Genomic DNA, 21,877 nt, shown 5'->3' on the forward strand with positions numbered 1-21,877 from the left:
GGTTAATAGTCAAGCTCAGACTCTCAGGCCCTTCCAGCCATCCTCGGTTTTCCGCCATCGGCGGCTCCCATTGTGATCCAACGCGCCGAAAAACACCTGGGGTTGATCCATGCTCACGCACATAGTTGGACCATGGCTGAAAACCAGACCCCCCGCGCCTCACTCCTCCCACTGGCCTCGACCCTGCTCGTCGGCACGGTCGCCCTCTACATGGCGCTCGTCGCGTTCAGCAACATCACCGACTTCGGCACGAACCAGCAGTTCGTCCAGCATGTCTTCGCCATGGACACCACGTTCAAGGACGAGGACCTGATGTGGCGGGCCATCGAGTCGAAGGGCATCCAGAACGCGGCCTACGTCCTCATCATCATCTGGGAGACGATCTCGGCCCTCGTCCTCATCGCCGCCACCTGCTTCTGGGCCAGAGCCCTCGGCCGGCGCACCTTCCACACCGCCCGCCGCTACAGCACCCTCGGCCTACTCATGACCCTCCTCCTCTTCGGCGCCGGCTTCATCGCCATCGGCGGCGAGTGGTTCGTCATGTGGCAGTCAGGGGACTGGAACGGCCTCGACGCCGCCCTCCGCGTGTTCCTGCTGAGCGGGGTGGTCCTGCTGGTGACGTACCTGCCCACGAACGATGGAGCGGCCGGTTAGCCGTACCGAGTCACCCGGTCGACGGGCCTGCCGACCCGCACGGAGTCGTGGCCGGGGGCTGCGAGCTCGGTGACGAGCCGCTCGACCTCCGCCACGACCTCCGCCACGACGCCCGGCGGAAGCCCGTCGGTGACGCCGGTGAGCAGACCCAGTCCGTCACAGGCCCGTCTCGGCTTCGGCCGCCTGCTGGATGGCACGGATCCCGGCGGTGGCCTGCTGAAGCGATGAGTTGAACCTTCGCGATCGTCGCCGGGAGGGGGCCGCTGTCGGGGAGCGTACGGCTCCGCGGCGGTCCGTCCCGGCGGCGACGGCCGTGTCGGAGCAGGCCGAGTCCGCGCAGGTCGCTCGCGTACTTGGCGATGAGGTCGGCGGACAGGTGTGGGACGGCCCCGTCCTCGCCGATCCCGGCCTCGCTGACGGCGTCCGTGAAGCGGTCGGCCGGGAGGGCCGAGCCGTGCGTCGGTTCGGCCCTCCCGCTTCGCGAAGGCGGCACTCCTGTCTGTGGATGCGGGTGAACGTGAGTCCGCGAGTGGGCACTCCGTCAGCCAAAAGGTGGGCGGGCTGAACAGCGAGTCTCAACCCTGCTTCACATGTGCAGCCGAGATGCCTCTGCACGCGTCGACGCCGCCGGCGAGAGCCTGGACGCGGGCTGCCGGAGCGGAACTCGCGTGGACGAGCGTCCGGGCGTGTGACCCGCTCGATCGCGCCGTGCGGTCGATGCGTGTTCCCGGCCGGTCGGACGGGCGGATCAGCGCAGTCCGGCGAAGAGATCGTTCTCGGGTACGGCCGCGCCGGTGGCGTCCTGGACTCGTACGAAGGTCTCCATGCCCATCAACTCGCCGAACCTCTCCTTGCCCATCTTGAGGAAGAAGATGTTCTCGCCCTGACTGGCGTGCGCGGCCAACGCGTCGAACTTCTGACCGCTGAACCCGGTCGTGTCCACCCACGTGGTGATCTCGTCGTCGGGGAGGCCGATCTCGGCCATCGCGGCGGCCTCGGCAGGATCCGGCGCCGGCATGTCCGGATGAAACTCGCGCATGATCTCCCCGAACCGCTGCATCCCCGAGCGGGGCATCGTGGTCCAGTACACCTTCGGTGTCAGCGCGGTCATCTCCAGCGCCGCCATCGTGATGCGGTGGGCCTGGATGTGGTCGGGGTGGCCGTAGAAGCCGTTCTCGTCGTAGGTGACGACCACATCAGGTCGGTATTGCCGCATGAGTTCCGCGAGTCGGGCAGCGCCCTCCACCACGGGCGTCTGCCAGAAGGACCCGGGGGCATCGTTGCTCGGCCAGCCCATCATCCCGGAGTCGGCATAGTCCAGCATCTCCAGATCGCTGACCTTCAGGACGTCACAGCTCGCCTCGAGTTCTTGACGGCGCATGAGGGCGACCGCCGCCGGATCGTGCCCGGGATCGCCCGGCTTGACACCTCCCGGTCCGTCACCGCAACGGCCGTCGGTACACGTCACGAGAACCGTGCGGATGCCTTCCGCCGCGTACCGCGCGAGGACCCCTCCGGTTCCGGTGGCCTCGTCGTCGGGGTGGGCGTGTACCGCCATGAGCGTCAAGGGCCGGTCAGCCATGAAACAGTCCTCCTGCAGAAATACGTCTTGTTCCGGGTGCGCGGCGGGCGTACCGCGATCCTGGGGCCCGGATCCTGGTGGGGCGGACGACCTTGCGGTCTCCGTGTTCCCCGCCCGTGCGGCGCCGGTCCCTCGGTCGATGCAACCGTGCCGACCGGACCGGCTGTTCCCGGCGCGGCTGCTTGGCCTTCCTGGCGTCGGCGTTCAACGCGAACGAGGTACAGGCGCGGCCTGCACGTCGCAGCGCCACGTCGGATCCTGTCCCGTCTCATTAGATCTTGTAAAGGTGGGGCCGCTGACAGTCAGTCCAACACCGGCAACAACTCCGGCAGATGCCCGTCCGACGCCGCCGCCGCCCGCTGTCGTTCCTCTGACACCGGCCCGTACAACGTCGTGCGGGGCTTGGCCGGGCGCCCGGCCGCGTCCGCCACCGCGATGAGGTCCTTCACCGACTTGTAGGAGCCGTACGACGAACCCGCCATACGGGAGATCGTCTCCTCCATGAGGGTGCCGCCGAGGTCGTTGGCGCCGGAGCGGAGCATTTCGGCCGCGCCTTCGGTGCCGAGTTTGACCCAGCTGGTCTGGATGTTGGGGATCCAGGGGTGGAGGAGGAGGCGGGCCATGGCGATGACGGCACGGTTGTCGCGCATGGTCGGGCCCGGGCGGGAGATGCCCGCCAGGTAGACGGGGGCGTTGGTGTGGATGAAGGGCAGGGTCACGAACTCGGTGAAGCCGCCGGTGCGTTGCTGGATGCCGGCCAGCGTGCGGAGGTGGCCGAGCCAGTGGCGGGGCTGGTCGACATGGCCGTACATCATCGTCGAGGAGGAGCGGATGCCCAGTTCGTGGGCGGTGGAGACGACTTCGATCCAGGTGGCCGTGGGCAGCTTGCCCTTCGTCAGCACCCAGCGGACCTCGTCGTCCAGGATCTCCGCCGCCGTGCCGGGGACGGAGTCGAGCCCCGCCTCCTTCGCGGCTGTCAGCCACTCGCGGACGGACATCCCGGTGCGGGTCGCGCCGTTCACCACCTCCATCGGGGAGAAGGCGTGGACGTGCATGCCGGGGACGCGTTCCTTGACGGCGCGCGCGATGTCGAAGTACGCCGTGCCGGGCAGGTCGGGGTGGATGCCGCCCTGCATGCAGACCTCGACCGCGCCGAGGTCCCAGGCCTGCTGGGCGCGGTCGGCGACCTGGTCCAGGGAGAGGGTGTACGCGTCGGCGTCGGTGCGGCGCTGCGCGAAGGCGCAGAAGCGGCAGCCGGTGTAGCAGACGTTCGTGAAGTTGATGTTCCGCGTGACGATGTACGTGACGTCGTCGCCGACCGCCGACTTGCGGACGTCGTCCGCGATCCGGGTGAGCGCGTCGAGTGTGGGGCCGTCCGCGTGCAGCAGGGCGAGGGCCTCCGCGTCGGTGAGGCGGGTCGGGTCGTCGGCCGCCGTGCGCAGCGCCTCCCGGACATCCGTGTCGATGCGCTCGGGGACCATGCCGGGCGCCGCCGCCTCACGCAGGGCACCCCAGTCGCCGTACACCTCGTCGAAGTCGTCGCGGCGGTCGGACGTACGGCCCTCGGTGTCGATCGTGGCGTGCAGATCGGTGCGGCCGGCGGCGACGAAGACCTCCTCGGGCTCCTGCCACGGGTGGCCCTCGACGACCGCGTCCGGCAGCGCGAGCCCCGTCTGAGGATCGGCGAGCGCCCGTACGTGCGGCAGCAGGCGCGGGTCCAGCCAGGGTTCGCCGCGCGTGACGAACTCCGGGTAGACGCAGAGCCGTTCGCGCAGCTCGAACCCGGCGGCGCGGGACCGCTCGGTGAGTTCCTCGATCTGCGGCCAGGGGCGCTCGGGGTTCACATGGTCGATGGTCAGCGGTGAGACGCCGCCCCAGTCGTCGATGCCGGCGCCGATGAGCCGCTCGTACTCGCTGTCGACGAGGTTCGGCGGGGCCTGGATGCAGCCCGCGGGGCCCATGATGTGCCGGGCCACGGCCACCGTGGCGACCAGCTCGTCCAGCTCCGCGTCCGGCATACCGCGCATCGCGGTGTCCGGCTTGGCGCGGAAGTTCTGGATGATCAGTTCCTGGATGCCGTGGTAGGAGCGGGAGACCTTCCGGAGCGCGAAGAGGGACTCGGCGCGCTCCTCGAACGTCTCCCCGATGCCGATGAGGATGCCGCTGGTGAAGGGGACGGACGAACGGCCCGCGTCCTCAAGGACCCGCAGCCGCACTGCGGGCTCCTTGTCGGGCGAGCCGTGGTGCGGGCCGCCCGGCTCGGACCACAGCCTCGTCGCGGTCGTCTCCAGCATCATCCCCATCGACGGGGCGACGGGCTTGAGCCGCTGGAAGTCCGTCCAGCTCATGACGCCGGGGTTGAGGTGCGGCAGCAGCCCCGTCTCCTCCAGGATGCGGATGGAGATCGCCCGGACGTACGCGATCGTGTCGTCGTACCCGTGCGCGTCGAGCCACTCGCGCGCCTGAGGCCAGCGGTCCTCCGGCTTGTCGCCGAGCGTGATCAGCGCTTCCTTGCAGCCGAGGGCCGCCCCCTTGCGGGCCACGTCCAGCACCTCGTCCGGCGACATGAACATCCCGTGCCCGGCCCGCCGCAGCTTGCCCGGCACCGTCACGAACGTGCAGTAGTGGCACTTGTCCCGGCACAGCCGGGTCAGCGGGATGAACACACTCTTCGAGTACGTGATCACCCCGGGCCGCCCGGCCGCCGCCAGCCCGGCGTCCCGCACCCGCGCCGCCGACGCCGCCACATCCTCCAGATCCGCGCCGCGCGCCTGCAGCAGCACCGCCGCCTCGGTCACATCGAGCGCCACGCCGTCGCGGGCGCGTTTCAGGGCGCGACGCATGGAGTTCTCGGTCGGGCCGGTCCCAGGGGTCGCGGAAGTCGTCATTGTTCGAGCATACGAGCGGCTTGGCTCCGCCTTGGAGCAGGGCGCCCGTGGCTCCGCCGGGGGTGGGGCGCCTAATAGCTCGGGGGGTCTGGGGGGTGTGGCGGGTGCGGGTGCGTGGGGGCTGGTCGCGCAGTTCCCCGCGCCCCTGAAAAGCAGGGGCTGCGCCCCGTGCTTTTCGGCCCGCAGGGGCCGTGTCTTTCAGGGGCGCGGGGAACTGCGCGAGCAACCACGACCCACCCGCACCCGCCACACAACCCAGACCCCCCGACCCCTTACGCGCCGTCCCCCAAAAACACCCCGTACTCGTCCAACAGCCCGAGCACCTCCCCCTCCCCCGCCGGAGGCAACTGCACCACAGCCTCCTCGATCCCCAGCTCCGCGTAGTACGCCAGCTTGCCCGCACTCGGCTGCACCGCGTACGGCACGACCTGAAGCGAGGCGGGATCGCGCCCCGCGTCCGCCCACACGCCTCGCAGCACCGGCAGGGCCTCACCCAAGCCCCGCCCCCCGATCGGCAGCCAGCCGTCCGCGTACTCGGCGATGTGTGCGAAGAGTTTCGGCCCGGCCGCCCCGCCGATCAGCGTGCGCGGCCCGACCACCGGCCCGCGCGGCTTCCGTACCGGCTTGGGGTAGGCGGAGCTGGCTCGCACACTCCCGAACTTCCCCTCGTACGCCGTCGGCTCCTCCGCCCACAGCGCCCGCATCAGCGCCATCCGGTCCCGTACGAGCTCACGCCGGGTACGCCACTCGACCCCGTGGTCGGCGGCCTCCTCCACGTTCCAGCCGTAGCCGAGGCCGAGGGTGAGGCGGCCGCCGGAGAGGTGGTCCACGGTCGCGATCTGCTTCGCGAGGTCGATCGGGTCGTGCTGGGCGACGAGCGTGATCCCGGTCCCGAGTCCCAGCCGCTCGGTGACGGCGGCGGCCTGCCCGAGCGCGACGAAGGGGTCGAGAGTACGGCCGTACTCACGCGGCAACTCCCCGCCCGCCGGGTACGGCGTCGTCCGCTCGACGGGGATGTGCGTGTGCTCGGGGAGATAGAGCCCCGCGAAACCGCGTTGCTCCAGCTCGCGGGCGAGCCTGGTCGGAGTGATCGTCTCGTCGGTGAGGAAGATCGTCACGGAGATGCGCATGGGTCATCTCTAGCGGCCCGGAGAAGGGATGTCCATACCGACCGGTCGGCACCCTGTTGGCCGACTCTCTCCGTCGGGGCCGCGTTCGCATCCACCACGGCGGCGCCCGCCGGCCGAGCGTGCCCCCTCGACCCCGGGCGGCGTAGCGGGCTACACCATCGATCCGGGTGGCCGGCCCCTCATGGGGGCGGGTGGGCTCGGCGATCGTGATCGGGAGAGATCGCGAAGACCAAGCCCGCCCCACCCACCTGCCCGCCCCACCCACCTGCCCGCCCGCCCGCCCGCCCGCCCGCCCGCCGCAAGGGACCACCTCATGGCCGCCAACCACCCGCGCGAGTTGGCGAGGAGCGTCATTCGAACCGCGCGGTATTCCTGCCTGGTGCTGACGGTTGAGTTGCTGATCGAGCCCGGTCACTGCTGCGCGCGTCAACGATTGACCTCCTCACCCATTCCGACTACGGTGTAGCCAAAATAGATTCAGGAGTCCGTGATGTCCGAGATAACCATCGTTGGCGCGGGCGCGAACGGCTGCACACTCGCATTGCTGCTGTCCCGTTACGGCGTCCGTGTCACCGTCCTCGAACGCCGCACCGAGCTGTTGAACCACCCGGCCGCGACCATCTTGAACGCCCGGTCACAAGAAATCTGGCACCACGCCTCGCCGGAGCTGGCCGCGCGGATCGCCGCTCTGGCACCGCCGCCCGAGGAAATCGGAATGGTCCGGTGGTACACCGACCTGAGCAGCCCGCGCATAGGTGACATCGACCTGATGGCCGACACCGACCGGATCGAACGCATTCGTAGCCACAGCCGGTTTCTCATCTCACACATCGGCCAGCAGCAGCTCATGGCGGTCCTCTGGGACGCCCTTGATGCCGACCCCCTCGTGAACTTCCGGCGAGGTGTCCCGGTTCGGCGGGTTCAGACGACGCCATCGGGCGCGACGGTGCACGCGGTAGCCCTGGACGGCGCCACTGAGAAGATCTCGTCGCGGTTCGTGGTGGCGGCCGACGGTGCGAACAGTGCTGTGCGCGACGAGCTCGGCATCGCGATGCGCGGGCCGGTACTGGCCAACATGGCCAGCGTCTTCTTCAACGCCGAGCTGTACACCGGTGGCACCCGCCCGCTGCTCAGCTTCGTCTACTCACCGGCGTTCTGCGGCATTCTGGTAGCACACGCCGACAACAACTACGTGTTGATGACCCCGTACCTGAGCGACAAGCAAGAGATCGCACAAAACGGCCGCGCGTTCTGGGCGCGGACCCTGCCACGGGTGATCGGGCGCGACAAACCCTTCCGTATCCATTCCGTCGGCACCTGGACGATGACCAGCCAGATAGCCGAGAGCTTCGCCAAGGGCAACGTGATCCTCGTCGGCGATGCCGCCCACCGGTTCCCGCATACGGGTGGATTCGGTCTCAACAGTGGCGTGCAGGACGCGCACAACCTCGCCTGGAAGCTGGCCGCCGTTCTCGAGGAGCGTGCACCGGCGTCGCTGCTGGACAGCTACGAGCCCGAACGGCGGCCCGTGGTGGAGCGCTTCGCCGCACAAAGCGTTGCCAATCACTTCCAACTCGACGATGTCATGGAGGGGCTGACCTCGGGCAACCGTGCTCTTGCCCGGGTCACCCGCGCTTTCGCCCATCCTGTCGTCGATCGCCTCCCTGCGGTGGTCACCCGGCGCGTCGCCGACACCATGATGAAGCTCGCGATGCGACCGACCGGGAAACTGTTGGGGGACAGCGCGTCCGCGCGCGAATGGCGCGACACTGTCAAACGCCGGATACCGGGCCAGATGCAGGAGTTCGTCTCCACCGGGCTCGAGTTCGGCTACGCCTACTCGGGAGATCTCATCCGGACCGAGCCGACACCGCGGCCGATGGACGGCGAAGGCGTGATGGAATACCTGCCCACAACCTGGCCCGGCGCCCGCGTGCCGCACACCTGGCTCGCCGGTGAAGGTGGGGCAGTGTCCACCCACGACCTGCTCGACCTGCGCGACTACACGCTGTTCACGCCCGACCCGCAGGGCTGGCGCACCGCTGTCCCCACCACTGCGCCCGTCACCGTAGTGGGTCTGGACGCCGCCAATGCCGAGGACCGGCAGCAGATCCTCGACCTTTTCGAAGTCGGCGAGCACGGCGCCGTCCTGGTCCGGCCGGACGGGCACGTCTCCTGGCGCACTGCGGCCCGCGCCGCCTCTGCCGCGCCGGAGCTGGAGCGTTTGGTCAGCACCTGCGGGATCTCCTGCGCCACGGAAGGTAGCGCAACATGAATGCCGCCATCGTTCTGACAGCCCTCGTCGCGGTGTTCTTCGCCGGGCTCGGCGTGACCAAGATCCTTGCCCTGCCGCCCATGCGGGCCCTGGCGGCGGAGGTCGGGTTCTCTGTTGCCGCGTATCGCGGCCTTGGGGTGCTGGAGGTCGCCGCTGCCGTCGGGGTGGCGCTTGGGCCGGTTGTGCCGCTGTTCGGCGGCTTGGCCGCGACCGGGTTGCTGCTCCTACTCGCGGGCGCGGTCGTGACCCACGTCCGCAAGGGCGACGGGCCGCGCAAGTACTCCGCGGCACTGGTTTGCGCCGCGTTCGTCGCCGCGTACCTCATGGCGCTGTTCGGTTAAGCAGCTGTTGTCTTTTCGATCTCGAGCAGTGCAGGTCGAACGTAAGTTTGGTTTTATGCGTGGAAGCTGACACCACTTGCCCGCTCAAAAGCGGGGAACGCCGGGTTTTCCCGGAGGGTCGTGTTGCTGAGTTCCGGCAAGTCGCCGCTCGCCGTCGAGTCGACGGGCTGCGCGAGGAGGCCGACCGCATCCAGGTCGAGCTCGCCGCGGCCGAGTTGGAATGGCAGGAGTGGGTGATCGCCCGCAGGCGGGTTGACACGGTGCCGGCGCCGAACGATGGCAACACCGCCGAGGCGGAGGTCACCGGGGATCCGCAGAATACGGACGCGCCGCCGCCCCGGGATGCGGCGATGGTGAAGTCGCAGGTACCGGTGGCGCACCATGGGCTTGCCTGGTCGGTGCTGTCGGTGGTGCTCGTCGGTGCCACTGCTCTGCCGTGATCATGTGCATGCCGGTGATGGAGGCCAGGTCGGCAGGCGGTAGGTCCTGGGCGAGGTTCAGGCACGCGGTGACACGGGACGGTCCGGCCTTGATGCCATGGACGTTGAGCCGTCGCTGGAGCGTGCTGACGGGCATGGGGCGGCCCGGGTAGCTTCCCTGGAAGAGCTGCGGGATCCCGGCCGGACCGACGAATCCATCGACACCATCGAGAAGAACCTCGACGACATCGCCGACATCGCCGACATCGCCGAACGGACCGGTGGCGACGACAACAAGGTCGACAAGGCCGTCGACGATCTCAGCCGGGCCATCGAGGACTACGACCAGTCGATCCTGGACGGCGACACCGACACCGACCCCGACTCCAGCGGGATCGACGCGGCGGCTGATGAGCTGAAGGACGTCCGCACGTCCTGACACCCCCGGACCGTTCGGTCACCACGCGTCCGTACGTCACGTCTCGGCCGACTCGCAAGCCATCGATTCCCTTCCCTTGCCCCACCGTTCACCACCGCATAGGAAAGTGGCACGCACGACGACCCCTGCACCGCCCGCCCCTGCCATGTCACTCACGACGACGACCCGGGAGCAGCAGCATGTGCGACGACCACCACGGTGACGGTGACGGAAACGAGTTGGGAAGGCGCGCGCTGTTCGTGACGTCGGCGGCGGCCGCGCTTACGTTGGGAAGCGTGACCTTTGGGACGAGCGGCGCCGCGGCCGCCGCGGACGGCGACCAGGAGACGAAGACCATCCGGGGAACCCTCCCCACCGGTTCCCCCGACTTCGTCTACCTGCCGGTCGAAATACCGCCGGGAGTAAGGGAGTTGAAGGTCTCGTACACCTACGAGAGACCGACCGTCCCGGCCGGCACCGCCGGCAACGCGCTCGACATCGGGGTGTTCGACGAGCGCGGCACGGACCTCGGCGGCAAGGGCTTCCGGGGCTGGTCGGGCGGCGCACGCACGGAGTTCTTCGTCCGGGCGGACGACGCGACGCCGGGCTACATTCCCGGCCCGGTCCGCCCCGGCACCTGGCACATCGCGCTGGGCCCGTACACGGTGGCGCCGGAGGGCCTGCCGTACGAGATCACGATCACCCTCACGTACGGCAGTCCGGGCACGCCGGTGAAGCCGGTGTATCCGCCGGAGCGGGCCAAGGGCCGGGGCCGGGCCTGGTACCGGGGCGACTGCCATCTGCACTCCTGGTACTCCGACGGCCGCCGCACACTCGCCGAGCTCGCGGCGCTCGCCCGGGCGGCCGGCCTCGACTTCATCAACAGCTCGGAGCACAACACCCAGTCCGCGCACGCCCACTGGGCCGACCAGGCGGGCCCTCACCCGGATGGCGAACTCCTGATCCTGCTGGGCGAGGAGGTCACGACGCGCAACGGCCATGTGCTGGCCCTCGGCGTCGACCCGGGCACGTTCATCGACTGGCGCTACCGGGCCCGGGACAACCGGTTCGGCAAGTACGCCCGGCAGATCCGCCGCGCCGGCGGCCTCGTCGTACCGGCCCACCCGCACGCCACCTGCATCGGCTGCAACTGGAAGTTCGGCTTCGGCGAGGCGGACGCGGTGGAGGTCTGGAACGGCGCGTACTCCCCGGAGGACGAGGTGGCCCTCGCCGACTGGGACGGCATGCTCGTGGCGGCCGTGCGCGACGGCCGCCGAGACTGGATCCCGGCGATGGGCAACAGCGACACCCACCGCGACCCCGACCCGGTGGGCCGCCCCCAGACGGTCGTCCTCGCCGACGACCTGACCAGGGAGGCCATCCAGGAGGGGCTGCGGGCGGGCCGCTCGTACGTCGCCGAGTCGAAGGACGTGTCCGTGTCCTTCACGGCGTCCGGGGCGCGCGGCGAACACGCGGGCATCGGCGAGCGGTTGAAGGCCGACCCCGACACGCCGGTCACCGTCCGCATGGAGGCCACGGGCTCCGCCGGCTGCACGATCCGCTTCGTCACCGACCAGGGCGTCCTCTTCACCTCACCCACGGTTCCGGACTCCGGCACGGGGTCCGCCCAGTGGCGTACGACGGCCTCGTACGCGGCGTACGTACGCGCCGAGGTCCGCCGCCCGCCGGTGATCCCCGGCTTCCCGGGCCCGCTGGCGGCCTTCACGAACCCGATCTTCCTCGGGCGGCGCTGACGAGGGGGCGGACGGCAGGGGAACCCGCGTACGGAATATGCGTGTCGGGCCCTAGGTTTGGCTCGACACAACACGTACGGATGTACGTGTGAGGCACATGCTCGGTGGAGGACGGCGCCCATGACCGATCACGCGACCACGCCCGAACCTGCGGCGAAGGAGAAGGTCGACATTTCGGTGCCCGCCTCCGCCCGCATCTGGAACTACTGGCTGGGCGGCAAGGACAACTACCCGGTGGACGAGGCGGCCGGCGACGCGTACGCCGGCGCCTACCCCGGCATCGTGACCATCGCCCGCAGCAGCCGCGCCTATCTGCGGCGCAGCATCCGGCACCTGGTGGATGTGGAGGGCGTCCGGCAGTTCCTGGACGTCGGCACCGGTCTGCCCACCGCCGACAACACCCACCAGGTCGCCCAGCGCAGCGCCCCGGAGGCCAGGATCGTCTACGTCGACAACGACCCCCTGGTCCTCGCCCACGCCCGCGCCCTGCTCCACTCCTCCTCCGAGGGCGCCACCTCCTATGTGGACGCCAGCCTCTACGAGCCGGAGCTCATCCTGGAGGCCGCCGCCGAGACCCTGGACCTGTCCCGGCCGACGGCACTGATCCTCAGCGGCATCCTGGGCCACGTCGGCGACTACGACCAGGCCCGCGACATCGTCCGCCGCCTCCTCGCCGGCCTGCCCTCCGGCAGCTACCTCGACATCAACGACGGATCCCGGGGCACCGACCCGCACTACGAGCGCGCCCAGGACGCCTACAACGACACCGGCGCCGTCCCGTACTTCCTGCGCCCCATCGACCGGATCACCGCCTTCTTCGAGGGCCTGGAGCTGGTGGAGCCGGGCATCGTCTCCGTACCGCTGTGGCGCCCGGACGACACGGCGGAGGGCGAGCCGAAGGCGATCGGGCAGCACGGGGGTGTGGGCCGGAAGCCGTAGCCCGTCAGGGGCGGAGACCGGGGCGGGGGCGGGCGTTGGGGCTGGTCTCCGCCCCCACCCCCACCCCGGTCTCCGCCAGGTCGGCGACGACGGCCGCGTGGTCGGACGGCCATACGCCGCCCTCGACCGGAGGGCCGTCGCCCGCTCGCCGTACGGCACGCACATGCCCGAGCCCGCCGGGTCCCGGCGGCCCGACATGGATGTAGTCGATCCGCACGCTCGGCCCGAACGTCGCGGCCACGTACGGGTTCGTCTTGTCCCAGGTGGCCGAGGGGGCGCCAGGTTCGGCGTACTCCCAGACGTCGAAGAGGCACTGTCCGGGTACGGCGGGCGCGGTCCGGTAGCCGCCGAAGAGGCGGACCTCGTCGGAGTCGGGCCAGGCGTTGAAGTCCCCGGTGACGACGGCGGGGAAGGGGGTTCCGCCCCGGTGCCGGGCGACGAACCGGGCGAGGGTGGTGACCTGATGGCAGCGCAGGGTGGAGCCGTCGGTGGCTGAGCTGAGGTGGGTGGTGAAGAAGGGGACGGGGTGCCCCGGCGCGTCGATGAGCGCGTACAGCGCGCCGCGCCCGCGGTGGCCCTCCCCGGTCGGCAGCGCGATGGACTCCCGCTCCAGGACGGGCCACCGGCTCAGCACGGCGTTGCCTATCCCGACACCCGGGTCCCCGATACGGCGCTGCCAGGCCTCGGCGTCGCCGTAGGAGCCCCAGGTGGCGTGCATCCCGAGTTCCCCGGCCAGCCATCCGGCCAGGCTCTCCCCGTCCTGCTCCCAGACCTCCTGCAACCCGACCACGTCCGGCCGCAGTTCACGCAGCACGGCGAGGATCGCCTTCTGCCGCTCCTGCCACGGCCCGAACCGCCACCACAGGTTCCACGTCATGACCCGCACCGGCCAACACCGCCTTCACCCCGTACCCGATCCTGTAACCCGTACCTCCCACCCCCAGAGGGGAACCAAGCCGATGTCCCGCAATACGGGCCTCAAGCAACGCGTCGTCACCACCTTCCAGCGCCGCGTCGCCAACCCGGTCCTCCGCCACGTACCGCTCCAGACCGTCCTGGAGACCACCGGCCGCACCTCCGGCCTCCCCCGCCGCACCCCCATCGGCGGCCGCCGCGTCGGCGACACGTTCTGGCTCGTCTCGGAGTACGGCGAGAAGTCCCACTACATCCGCAACATCAAGGCCGACCCGTCCGTACGCGTCCGCATCCGCGGCCGCTGGCACGAGGGCACGGCCCACCTCCTCCCCGACGACGACCCGGTGGCCCGTCTGCGGACGCTGCCGCGCGCGAACAGCGCGGCGGTGCGGGTGCTGGGGGTGGAGTTGCTTACGGTGCGGGTGGATCTGCGGGGTTGAGGTTGTTGGCGCGGCCGGGGCGGGGGTGCCGCCGGGGCGGGGGTGCCGCCGGGGCGGGGGTGCCGCCGGGGCTGGGGTGCCGCCGGGGCTGGGGTGCCGCCGGGGCTGGGGTGCCGCCGGGGCTGGGGTGCCGCCGGGGCTGGGCCGGCCGGGGCTGGGCCGGCCTGGGCTGGGCCGGCCCGGGCTCCCGGCTTCAGTCGCCGATCCGCGGCAGCAGGGAAACGACCTCGCTGCCGACCCGGGCGACCAGCGCATCCTCGTAGAGCAGGAGTTGGGGCGCGTTCCAGTAGCCGGGCCCCGGCTCCGGATTGCTGATGTCGACGTGACCACGCCAGACCCGCTCACCCGTGCGCAGATCGAGGCCGGACAGATCTCCGGCCGGGCCGAAGAAGTACACGGCCCCCTGCCTCTCCGACACCACGGGAGACGCGATCTCCGCCATCATAAGCCTCGGTCTGCTCGATGCTCCCCCAGCGCCCGTAGGCCTTCATCAGCGCGATCTGCAGCAGATCCTCCGCGGCATGCCGGTCCCCGCCCGTGATCAGCACCGCGAGCCGCAGCAGCGCGGTGGAGCGCATCGCTACGAACTCCCGGAACTCGTCGTGACTCGACGCCTTCATCGACCCTCCCCTTCTCGGCAACCATCACGACGCGATGAGCTGGCCGCGGCTATCCCTCATCGAGCGAGGTCCTTCGCACCAGGTCTCGCCGCCCGCATCACGCCAGACCCACCACGGCCCCACAGTCGACCCACAACAACTTCCCGCCCCCCGAGACCCCCGGGCCCCGCCCCACGGAAACACCCCGCCCCTCGGCACAGGCCCGCACCAGATGCAGCCCCCGCCCACATTCGCCATCGGCCTCCACGGGTACGTCCTCCTCGAACCCACGCGGCACCCTCCAGTCCCTGTCCCACACCCCCACCCGCAACCGCCCACCGACCTCAAGGACCCGCAGGGCGTACTCCCGAGTGGTGTGCTGATGAGCGTTGGTGAGCAGTTCGGTGGCCAGCAGCTCAGCGGTTGGGGTGAGTTCGGCAAGGTCGTGGGCGGCGAGGACGGCACGAAGGGTGGCCCGCCCGATACCGGGGGACCGGAGGTCCCGGGGAAGGCGCAGGGTGTAGTCGAGCGACGGGGATACGGTGGCCATGGAAGTCTCCGGTCACTGAGGGGAGTTGGATGATGGCGTTGAGGTGTCGTGCGGACGTCGAGGTCATGCGGTACCCAGTGGCCGTCGCCGCTCCGTCGAGCGGGGCACTTCTGGGCGGGGCGCCTGGAAACGAAGGTAGAGCATCAGCAAATTCCATTTGCCTCACAGCGAATGACTTCCTCCAATGTCCCCTCGTGTGAGTGACCCGCCAACTGAACACACGTCCAAGAGGAGTTCACATGCCCGCACGGCCCCCCATGACCGCCAGACGCCTACGGCTGGCCGTGGAACTGCGCAAGATGCGCGAACGGGCGGGAATGACGGCGACCGAGGCAGCTCGGGCGCTCGGGACCAGTCAAGGACAACTCAGCAACGTGGAGTCCGCCCGATTCGGGGTGAGCCCCGACCGCATCAGAGCGCTGGCCCGCATCTACTCCTGTGCCGACCAGGTATTCGTGGAAGCCCTGGTGGACGTGGCGACCGACAAGACGTTCGGGTGGTGGGAGTCGTACCGTGACGTGCTGCCCTCAGGCCTGCTCGACCTCGCCGAGTTGGAGCATCAGGCCACCGCCATCCGGACCGCGTACACCTCACACATGCCCGGGCTGCTTCAGACCGCCGATCACGCACGCGAGATCTTCCGCCACGTGATCCCCCCGCCCACTCCGCCCGAAGTCGAGCATCGCGTCTCGCACCGGGTGAAGCGGCAGGGCGTGCTCTACGGGCCATCTCCCACCCCGTACCGCACGGTCGTCCACGAGGCGGCCCTGCGGATGCGCGTCGGCGGCCGGACCGTGGCCCGCGCCCAGCTTCAACACCTGCTCGGCATGAGCGAGCAGGAACACATCACGATCCGCGTCATTCCCTTCGACGTGGGCGCGTTCCCAGGTTCGGGCCAGTCGATCAACTACATGGACGGCCCCGTCCCCCAACTGGACACAGCCCAGCTCGACCAGTTTCACGGCCCTGTCATGCTCGACGCCGAAGCCCTCCTGGAGAAGTACCGGCGTCTCCTCGACACCGTGGAGGCCACGGCCCTCAGCCCCGAGAAGTCCCGCGACCTGATCCATTCCATCGCCCAAGACCTGTGAGGAGCCCGCATGACGACGCACAACTGGCAGAAGTCCTCCCACTGCCAAGAAGGCGACGCCTGCGTCCATATATCCGCCGACCCCACCACCATCCACCTCACCGAAAGCGCCGACCCCACCCAAGCCGTACTCAACCCCACCCCTTCGGCCTTCGCCGCCCTCCTGCACTCGCTGAGGGACCGTCGGCACAGCGGCTGACAGTGCGCCTATGCGCCCTTGACGATCCGTAGCCGTGATGGCGATGCTCGTGCAAGTTGACGCAAGCCGCTCGACGCCGGAGGCAGTCATGGCACTACGGTTCATCGGGATTGATCCAGACACCGGGCAGCAGGGCCCCCCACCGTGTGGGTGGATGAGGAAAAGGGAGAGTTGGTGCTCCAGGGCTGGAAACCGGACGCGAAACTTGAAGCGGAGTGCGCGGCGTTCGAGGCCCCCGGTCACATGCCGGGTATCCCCGCGCACGAGGCCGTGGTTCGGATTCCGTTCCGTATGGTGCCGATCCTGAAGGAGGCATGCGATGTCGCAGAGCGAACCGGGATTTGACGAACTGCTCGCCGCTGCCGAGTCCTCGGCTGTCCACTTGGAGATGCGCGACGCGTACGGCGTCGGCGACGAGGTCGAGGACTTCGAGAACTGGAAGCGCACAGGGCAGCGCGACGCGGACCCCGCATCCGAGTACTGGTCGCCGTGGGTTCAGCTCGTCCAGCGCACAGTGGCCCGCGGTGTCGCCATCCGTCGTGCCCGCATCGTCTCGGAACCGGTCACGGACTACATCCGGTACGAACACGCCGGCACCGTGGTCAACCTCTACGCCGGCGAACAGGTCCGATGGCTTCCCCGGCGTCTGGCCTCGGACATCGCTCTGCCTGGCAACGGCTGCTGGGTGTTCGACGGTGAGACAGTGCTCTTCAACCACTTCTCAGGTGAGGGGAACTGGTCGGAGCCCACGTGGGAGGTGCGCACGGAGCGGGCGGTGGCACGACTGGCCTCAGCCGCGTTCGAAGCGGTCTGGGAACGTGGGGTGCCCCACGAGAAGTACTCGATCTGACCGACGAACCAGCGAAGAGCCGAGCCAACTCATGTCCGGGTCCCCCTCGTCCAGTGCCCAGGCCGCCCGCGAAGTCCTGGCCGCACGTCTCGCAGAGCTCCGCAGGGACGCCGAGCTGACCGGACATGAGCTGGCGCTTCGATGCGGCTGGAGCCCGGCCAAGTCATCGCGCATCGAGCGAGGGAGGACGCCCGCTTCGGATGCCGATATCCGCGCATGGTGCAAGGCTTGCGGAGCCGAGGACCAAGCAGCGGACCTGATCGCCGCCAACCGCCAGGCCGATCAGATGTACGTCCACTGGAAGAAGCTCCACCGTCATGGGATGCGCCGGGCACAGGAGGAAGTAGTTCCCCTGTACGAGAGCACCCGGCACTTCCGCGTGTACTGCTCGAATGTCGTCCCGGGGATGCTCCAGACCGAGGCATACGCAACAGCCCTGCTGTCCACGATCGCTGCCTTCCAGGGCACGCCCGACGACTCGGCCACAGCGGCGGCCTCGCGTATCGAGCGCTCACACGTACTGCACGAAGGCGACCACCGCTTCGCCTTGCTCGTGGAGGAAACAGTGCTCCGCTACCGCATCGGCGACGCGGCGACCATGGCCGGCCAACTCGGCTACCTGCTCGCGGTCATGGCTCTCCCGAACGTCAGCCTGGGAGTCATCCCCTCCACCGCCCCGCGACGCGTGTGGCCCCTGGAGGCCTTCTACATGTTCGACGACCGACAGGTCAGCGTGGAACTCCTCACCGCGGCAGTGAACGTCTCGGCCCCCAGCGAGATCGCCACGTACGCCAAAGCCTTCTCCGGACTGTCAGAGATCGCCGTTCACGGCTCGGCCGCCCGCACACTCATCACCGACGCCATTCACTCGCTCGACTAGTCCTCATGCAATCTTGTGCAAGAACGTGGACTGGTGACTCCCGGTCTCTCTACGGTCGTTGGATCGAGAGCGCATCAGCCTGGGAGGCCACGCGTGATGACCCAGCAACCGCAGGGCTACACCCTGTCCGAGCCACCGGCCGAGCCCTCTGCCCAGACCGGTTGCTCCGCTTGCCTGTCCCTCGTGGTCGCGCGACAGAACGCACGCTCCAGAGGCGACTACAGCGGGGTCTCCGACCTCAACGTCAAGTTGCGTCGGCATCAGAGGGAAGCTCACTGATGGGAACGCCCTATGTGCAGGCGGGCTACTGAGTGCCGAGTCGGTTGAGCGGATAAAGGATTCCGCCCGCCCGGCGGTGAGTTTTCCGCGTACGAGACCTACGCCCTGTTCAAGGAGGAGGGGAGGGAGTTGCTCTCCGAGTGGTCCAGGAAATTCCGCTCGTGATGCGCCCCTTCCTGCCATTGAGCAGGAAGCCACAGCGGCGATGCCGGGCGGATTGGGCTGCGCACTACCCTGGCCGGGTGATTGAGGACGGCGCCACCGACCGGGGCAGCGTGACGACGGTTCGACGGGTCGGTGAGACGATCCGGCGGCCGGTGGGTGAGTGGACGCCCGCGGTGCACGCGCTGTTGACGCATCTGGAGACGGTGGGCTTCGTCGGGGCTCCGCGCGTCCTGGGTATCGAGGGTGGCGACGAGGTGTTGTCGCTGCTGCACGGCGAACCCGCGTTCACGCCTTGGCCGCAGGCGCTGCGGTCGGCTGCGGGGATCGGCGAGCTCGGGCGGTGGCTGCGCGGGTACCACGACGCCGTCCGGGACTTCCGGCCACCGGCCGAGGCACGCTGGCAGGGCCAGGAGGAGGAGTGGCGGCCGGGCATGGTGATGCGCCATGGGGACCTCGGGCCGTGGAACTCCATCTGGGACGCCGACCGGCTGACCGGCTTCATCGACTGGGACTTCGCAGCGCCCGGCCAGGCCCTCGACGATCTGGCCCAACTCGCCTGGTACGCCGTGCCGCTGCGTCCTCCTGAGCAGCAGCAAAGGGCCTCGGTCACCGGCACCGACACGCTGCGGACACGGCTCGACCTCCTCTGCGCCACCTACGGCGCACACCACGAAGCCGTACTCGACGCGCTGGACGCCCTCCAGTCCCGCGAAGCCGCACGCATCGAACGCCTCGGCGGGCAGGGGGACGAGCCGTGGGCGACGTTCCTCGCCCGCGGCGACGCGGTTGAGATGCGCACCGAGCAGTCCTGGGCCCGTTCGGAGCGCGACGCTCTCTTGGGAGCCGTGAGCGATTGACAGAGCCAACCAAAAGGGGCTCAATCGGTCAAACCGCCGGTGGCCGACTCGCCACGAACACGAACTCCTTCCCGGGCCGGTCAGGAGCGTCCCGTACGGCTTCGAGTACGTATCCGTGCGCGGTCAGATCCGCCTCGATCTCATGCCGCTCGCGGAATCTGAGGGTGGAGTCGGAGGTGACTGCCGTGTCCACTCCGTCGAAGACGTAGTGCCAGCGGAAGGTCACCAGTGGGCCGACGACCTCGATCAGCTCCACCCAGCTCTCGACCCTGCCGATCTCCGGGATCTCCGGGATCTCCGGGATCTCCGGGACCTCCGTCACCTTGTACGACTTCTCGCGATTCCACGCCTCCCAGGCCCGTCTGGCCGGGTCGCGGGTCTCGAAGACGAGACGGCCGCCCGGTCGCAGGGCCGCGTAGGCACCCGCGAGCGTCCGCCGCCACCCCTCCGGGTCGACGATCGCCTGCGCCACGTTGGCCGTCATCGTGACGAGGTCGACCCGTAGGGGCGGGAGGGCCGTGGCGTCACCGTGGATCCACCGGACCCGGTCCGCGCCCGGCTTGGCCCGGGCGACGTCGAGGGAGGAGCCGGACGGGTCGACCCCGACCACGTCCACTCCCCGCTCCGCCAGCAGCAGCGCGAAGACGCCCGTCCCGCAGCCGATGTCCAGGACCTTCGTCGCGCCGAACCGCTCCGCGAGGAGGAGGTAGGCGTCCAGGTCGCTGCGGTCGGGGTCGAGCGGGTCGTAGAGCGCGGCGAGTCGGCGGTCGCGGAAGATCTCGTCAGCCATGCGGCCGAAGGTATCGGGGCCGCCTCCCGGCCGCCGTCCTTCACCCGCACCGAATTCAGGCGACACGACGCGAACGCTCTGGAACGCTGTGCCGATCGGACCCGGTTCATGGATTGGCGGCAGATGAGTTTCACGCTTGAGGGACCGGTTCTGGAGGGCGCGCTCGTGCGTCTGGAGCCGCTGGATCACCGCCATACGGCGGACCTCGCCGTCGCGGCGTCGGAGGACCGGGGCTCGTACCGGTTCACGTGGGTGCCGATGGCGGCCGAGGTCGAGGAGTACGTCGACGCCCAGCTCGCCCGTGCCGCCACCGGGCAGGTCGCCCCGTACGCGCAGGTGGACCGGGTGTCGGGACGGGCGGTCGGGGCCACGGCCTACTTGGACCCGCGGCCGTGGCCGACGGCGCGGGCCGGGCTGTGCGCGATAGAGGTCGGATACACCTGGCTCGCCGCGTCGGCCCAGGGCACGGGACTGAACGCCGAGGCCAAGTACCTGCTGTTCCGGCATGCCTTCGAACAGTGGGACGTGGCACGCGTCGACCTGAAGACGGACGCGCGCAACCGTCGTTCGAGGGCGGCGATCGAAGGGGTGGGCGCCCGCTTCGAGGGGGTACTGCGGAACTGGTCCCGCTCCTGGGCGCCGGGCGAGGACGACCTGCTCCGGGACTCCGCGATGTTCTCGATCACGGCGGCGGAGTGGCCGGAACGCCGGGACGCGCTTGAAGCCCGGCTGGCTCGGGGGCTGGGCGCCACCGCCGCCCGCTGACCACCCGCCAACTGCACTGACTGCACTGACTGCACTGACTGCCCTGACTGCTGATTAGCGATCATCGATCACCGATCCCGGCCGAGGAGCCCGAAGCCATGCCTCATCGCCCGACGACCGTATCCATCACGGAGTTCCCCGTCTCCGATGCCGAGGCGGGGCCTTACGGCATCACCGCCGGGCCGGACGGCGCGCTGTGGTTCACCCTGGTGCACGCCGGGCGGATCGGCAGGCTCACGCCCGACGGTGAGACCACGTCGTACGCGCTCGAACCGGCCTCCGGTGGGCCGTCGGTCATCGCTGCCGGGCCCGACGGAGCGCTGTGGTTCACGGAGTTCCGGGGGCATCGGATCGGTCGTGTCACCACGGCCGGCGAGGTCACGTCCTTCCCGTTGCCGACGGCCGACGCCGGGCCGTTCGGGATCGTCACGGGGCCCGACGACGCACTGTGGTTCACGGAGGCGGGGGCCGACCGGATCGGGCGGATCACGATCGAGGGGGAGGTCGGTGAGTTCCCGCTTCCGCTCTCCGGGGCGTTCCCGTCGGCCATCGCGGCCGGGCCGGACGGCCGGCTGTGGTTCACGATGAACCAGGCGAACGCAATCGGTGCCATCACGCTCGACGGCGAGGTCACGGTCCACCCGTTGCCGACGCCGGGAGGCGCCCCGGTGGGGATCACCGCCGGTGGCGACGGGGCGATGTGGTTCGTCGAGATCGGGGCGGGCCGGATCGGGCGGATCACACCGGACGGGAAGATCGACGAGTTCCCGCTGCCCGACGCCGCGTCCCGCCCGCATGCCATCGCCGCCCACACCGACGGGACCTGCTGGTTCACCGAGTGGGGCGCCAACCGCGTCGGCCGCATCACGCCCGACGGCCGTATCGACGAACACGACCTGCCCACGCTGTCCTCGGAGCCCCACGGCATCACCCTGGGCCCGGACGGCTCGATGTGGACGGCCCTGGAGATCGGGACCGTCGCCCGCATCACCGCCGCCGTGGCCCCCGCGACGGATTGACGGTACGCCCACCGCACGCCCCGACGGGCATCGCCGCCGGTCGCGCATGCGCGACGGGCCGCCAACCTCAGATCCTGCT

General features: G+C 69.8%; 23 protein-coding genes and 2 pseudogenes. 16 read left to right on the top strand and 9 right to left on the bottom strand.

Translation table 11 applies throughout. From position 1 onward, the window contains the following. The first annotated feature begins 132 nt into the window (after window positions 1–132). A complete protein-coding gene (locus tag I8N67_RS37230) occupies window positions 133–654 on the top strand; it encodes a DUF2165 domain-containing protein (RefSeq protein ID WP_200308714.1) in 522 nt (173 codons plus the stop codon). Here the strand turns inward: I8N67_RS37230 and I8N67_RS37235 are convergent. The 4 genes from I8N67_RS37235 to I8N67_RS37250 all read right to left on the bottom strand — a co-directional run bounded on the left by I8N67_RS37235 (window position 651) and on the right by I8N67_RS37250 (window position 6,254). Next, window positions 651–851 (bottom strand): hypothetical protein, encoded by a 201-nt coding sequence (locus I8N67_RS37235; RefSeq protein WP_200308735.1) that lies wholly within the window; start codon window positions 849–851, stop codon window positions 651–653. The two genes, I8N67_RS37230 and I8N67_RS37235, sit on opposite strands and share 4 nt — an antisense overlap. A 551-nt stretch (window positions 852–1,402) precedes the next feature. After that, window positions 1,403–2,236 (bottom strand): PIG-L family deacetylase, encoded by an 834-nt coding sequence (locus I8N67_RS37240; protein ID WP_200308715.1) that lies wholly within the window; start codon window positions 2,234–2,236, stop codon window positions 1,403–1,405. 302 nt (window positions 2,237–2,538) lie between these two features. Continuing rightward, complete coding sequence (locus tag I8N67_RS37245; protein ID WP_200308716.1) at window positions 2,539–5,124, bottom strand: bifunctional FO biosynthesis protein CofGH; 2,586 nt, start codon at window positions 5,122–5,124, stop codon at window positions 2,539–2,541. 272 nt (window positions 5,125–5,396) lie between these two features. Beyond that, window positions 5,397–6,254, bottom strand: coding sequence for an LLM class F420-dependent oxidoreductase (locus tag I8N67_RS37250; protein ID WP_200308717.1), 858 nt, complete (start codon window positions 6,252–6,254; stop codon window positions 5,397–5,399). 490 nt (window positions 6,255–6,744) lie between these two features. Between I8N67_RS37250 and I8N67_RS37255 the strand changes: the two genes are divergently transcribed. From I8N67_RS37255 to I8N67_RS37280, 6 genes are all read left to right on the top strand, one after another. Further along, window positions 6,745–8,529: an FAD-dependent monooxygenase gene (locus tag I8N67_RS37255; protein ID WP_200308718.1), complete on the top strand. Its 1,785-nt coding sequence runs from the start codon at window positions 6,745–6,747 to the stop codon at window positions 8,527–8,529. Next, window positions 8,526–8,870, top strand: coding sequence for a DoxX family protein (locus I8N67_RS37260; RefSeq protein ID WP_200308719.1), 345 nt, complete (start codon window positions 8,526–8,528; stop codon window positions 8,868–8,870). The genes I8N67_RS37255 and I8N67_RS37260 overlap by 4 nt, the downstream gene beginning before the upstream one ends. A gap of 59 nt (window positions 8,871–8,929) precedes the next feature. After that, window positions 8,930–9,310 (top strand): hypothetical protein, encoded by a 381-nt coding sequence (locus I8N67_RS43365; protein WP_234046899.1) that lies wholly within the window; start codon window positions 8,930–8,932, stop codon window positions 9,308–9,310. 97 nt (window positions 9,311–9,407) lie between these two features. Beyond that, window positions 9,408–9,728: a hypothetical protein gene (locus I8N67_RS37270; RefSeq protein WP_200308720.1), complete on the top strand. Its 321-nt coding sequence runs from the start codon at window positions 9,408–9,410 to the stop codon at window positions 9,726–9,728. 179 nt (window positions 9,729–9,907) lie between these two features. Continuing rightward, window positions 9,908–11,461, top strand: a complete 1,554-nt coding sequence (locus I8N67_RS37275) for a CehA/McbA family metallohydrolase (RefSeq protein WP_200308721.1) — start codon at window positions 9,908–9,910, stop codon at window positions 11,459–11,461. Between the two features lie 120 nt (window positions 11,462–11,581). Beyond that, window positions 11,582–12,400, top strand: coding sequence for an SAM-dependent methyltransferase (locus I8N67_RS37280; protein ID WP_200308722.1), 819 nt, complete (start codon window positions 11,582–11,584; stop codon window positions 12,398–12,400). 4 nt (window positions 12,401–12,404) lie between these two features. On the opposite strand, the gene I8N67_RS37285 is transcribed toward I8N67_RS37280, so the two are convergent. After that, window positions 12,405–13,286, bottom strand: coding sequence for an endonuclease/exonuclease/phosphatase family protein (locus I8N67_RS37285; protein WP_200308723.1), 882 nt, complete (start codon window positions 13,284–13,286; stop codon window positions 12,405–12,407). A 73-nt stretch (window positions 13,287–13,359) separates the two neighbouring features. Here I8N67_RS37285 and I8N67_RS37290 point away from each other — a divergent pair, with 73 nt between their 5' ends. Further along, the gene (locus I8N67_RS37290; protein ID WP_200308724.1) at window positions 13,360–13,755 is read left to right on the top strand and encodes a nitroreductase/quinone reductase family protein; all 396 of its coding nucleotides are present in this window, start codon (window positions 13,360–13,362) and stop codon (window positions 13,753–13,755) included. Window positions 13,756–13,948: 193 nt separating this feature from the next. Here the strand turns inward: I8N67_RS37290 and I8N67_RS37295 are convergent, their stop codons facing one another. The 3 genes and pseudogenes from I8N67_RS37295 to I8N67_RS37300 all read right to left on the bottom strand — a co-directional run bounded on the left by I8N67_RS37295 (window position 13,949) and on the right by I8N67_RS37300 (window position 14,904). Continuing rightward, on the bottom strand, window positions 13,949–14,173 hold the full coding sequence (locus I8N67_RS37295; protein WP_200308725.1) for a hypothetical protein: 225 nt from the start codon (window positions 14,171–14,173) through the stop codon (window positions 13,949–13,951). A gap of 25 nt (window positions 14,174–14,198) precedes the next feature. Beyond that, window positions 14,199–14,375 (bottom strand): annotated as a pseudogene (locus tag I8N67_RS43370) (SigE family RNA polymerase sigma factor); the annotation flags it as partial. Window positions 14,376–14,472: 97 nt separating this feature from the next. Beyond that, window positions 14,473–14,904, bottom strand: coding sequence for an ATP-binding protein (locus I8N67_RS37300; protein WP_200308726.1), 432 nt, complete (start codon window positions 14,902–14,904; stop codon window positions 14,473–14,475). A gap of 239 nt (window positions 14,905–15,143) precedes the next feature. On the opposite strand from I8N67_RS37300, the gene I8N67_RS37305 reads away from it, so the two are divergent. The 6 genes and pseudogenes from I8N67_RS37305 (at window position 15,144) to I8N67_RS44425 (ending at window position 19,224) form a co-directional block, all read left to right on the top strand. After that, window positions 15,144–15,995, top strand: coding sequence for a helix-turn-helix domain-containing protein (locus I8N67_RS37305; RefSeq protein WP_200308727.1), 852 nt, complete (start codon window positions 15,144–15,146; stop codon window positions 15,993–15,995). A gap of 9 nt (window positions 15,996–16,004) precedes the next feature. Then, window positions 16,005–16,193, top strand: a complete 189-nt coding sequence (locus I8N67_RS37310; RefSeq protein WP_200308728.1) for a DUF397 domain-containing protein — start codon at window positions 16,005–16,007, stop codon at window positions 16,191–16,193. An 88-nt stretch (window positions 16,194–16,281) separates the two neighbouring features. Then, window positions 16,282–16,538 (top strand): annotated as a pseudogene (locus tag I8N67_RS43375) (hypothetical protein). Further along, window positions 16,513–17,043 carry a DUF6879 family protein gene (locus I8N67_RS37315; RefSeq protein ID WP_200308729.1) on the top strand — a complete coding sequence of 177 codons (531 nt, stop codon included), beginning with the start codon at window positions 16,513–16,515 and terminating at the stop codon, window positions 17,041–17,043. Before I8N67_RS43375 ends, I8N67_RS37315 begins: the two are co-directional and overlap by 26 nt. Window positions 17,044–17,074: 31 nt before the next feature. Further along, entirely contained in the window at window positions 17,075–17,923 is an 849-nt protein-coding gene (locus I8N67_RS37320) for a helix-turn-helix domain-containing protein (RefSeq protein ID WP_200308730.1), read from the top strand. A gap of 521 nt (window positions 17,924–18,444) precedes the next feature. Next, complete coding sequence (locus I8N67_RS44425; RefSeq protein WP_200308731.1) at window positions 18,445–19,224, top strand: phosphotransferase; 780 nt, start codon at window positions 18,445–18,447, stop codon at window positions 19,222–19,224. A gap of 28 nt (window positions 19,225–19,252) precedes the next feature. Here I8N67_RS44425 and I8N67_RS37330 read toward each other — a convergent pair whose 3' ends face one another. After that, a complete protein-coding gene (locus I8N67_RS37330; protein WP_200308732.1) occupies window positions 19,253–20,014 on the bottom strand; it encodes a class I SAM-dependent methyltransferase in 762 nt (253 codons plus the stop codon). A 123-nt stretch (window positions 20,015–20,137) separates the two neighbouring features. On the opposite strand from I8N67_RS37330, the gene I8N67_RS37335 reads away from it, so the two are divergent. Together I8N67_RS37335 and I8N67_RS37340 are read left to right on the top strand one after the other, a co-directional pair. Next, a complete protein-coding gene (locus tag I8N67_RS37335) occupies window positions 20,138–20,779 on the top strand; it encodes a GNAT family N-acetyltransferase (protein ID WP_200308733.1) in 642 nt (213 codons plus the stop codon). 98 nt (window positions 20,780–20,877) lie between these two features. Beyond that, on the top strand, window positions 20,878–21,798 hold the full coding sequence (locus I8N67_RS37340; protein WP_200308734.1) for a Vgb family protein: 921 nt from the start codon (window positions 20,878–20,880) through the stop codon (window positions 21,796–21,798). Window positions 21,799–21,877 lie beyond the last annotated feature (79 nt).

This window comes from Streptomyces adelaidensis, assembly GCF_016598475.1.
Classification (GTDB): domain Bacteria; phylum Actinomycetota; class Actinomycetes; order Streptomycetales; family Streptomycetaceae; genus Streptomyces; species Streptomyces adelaidensis.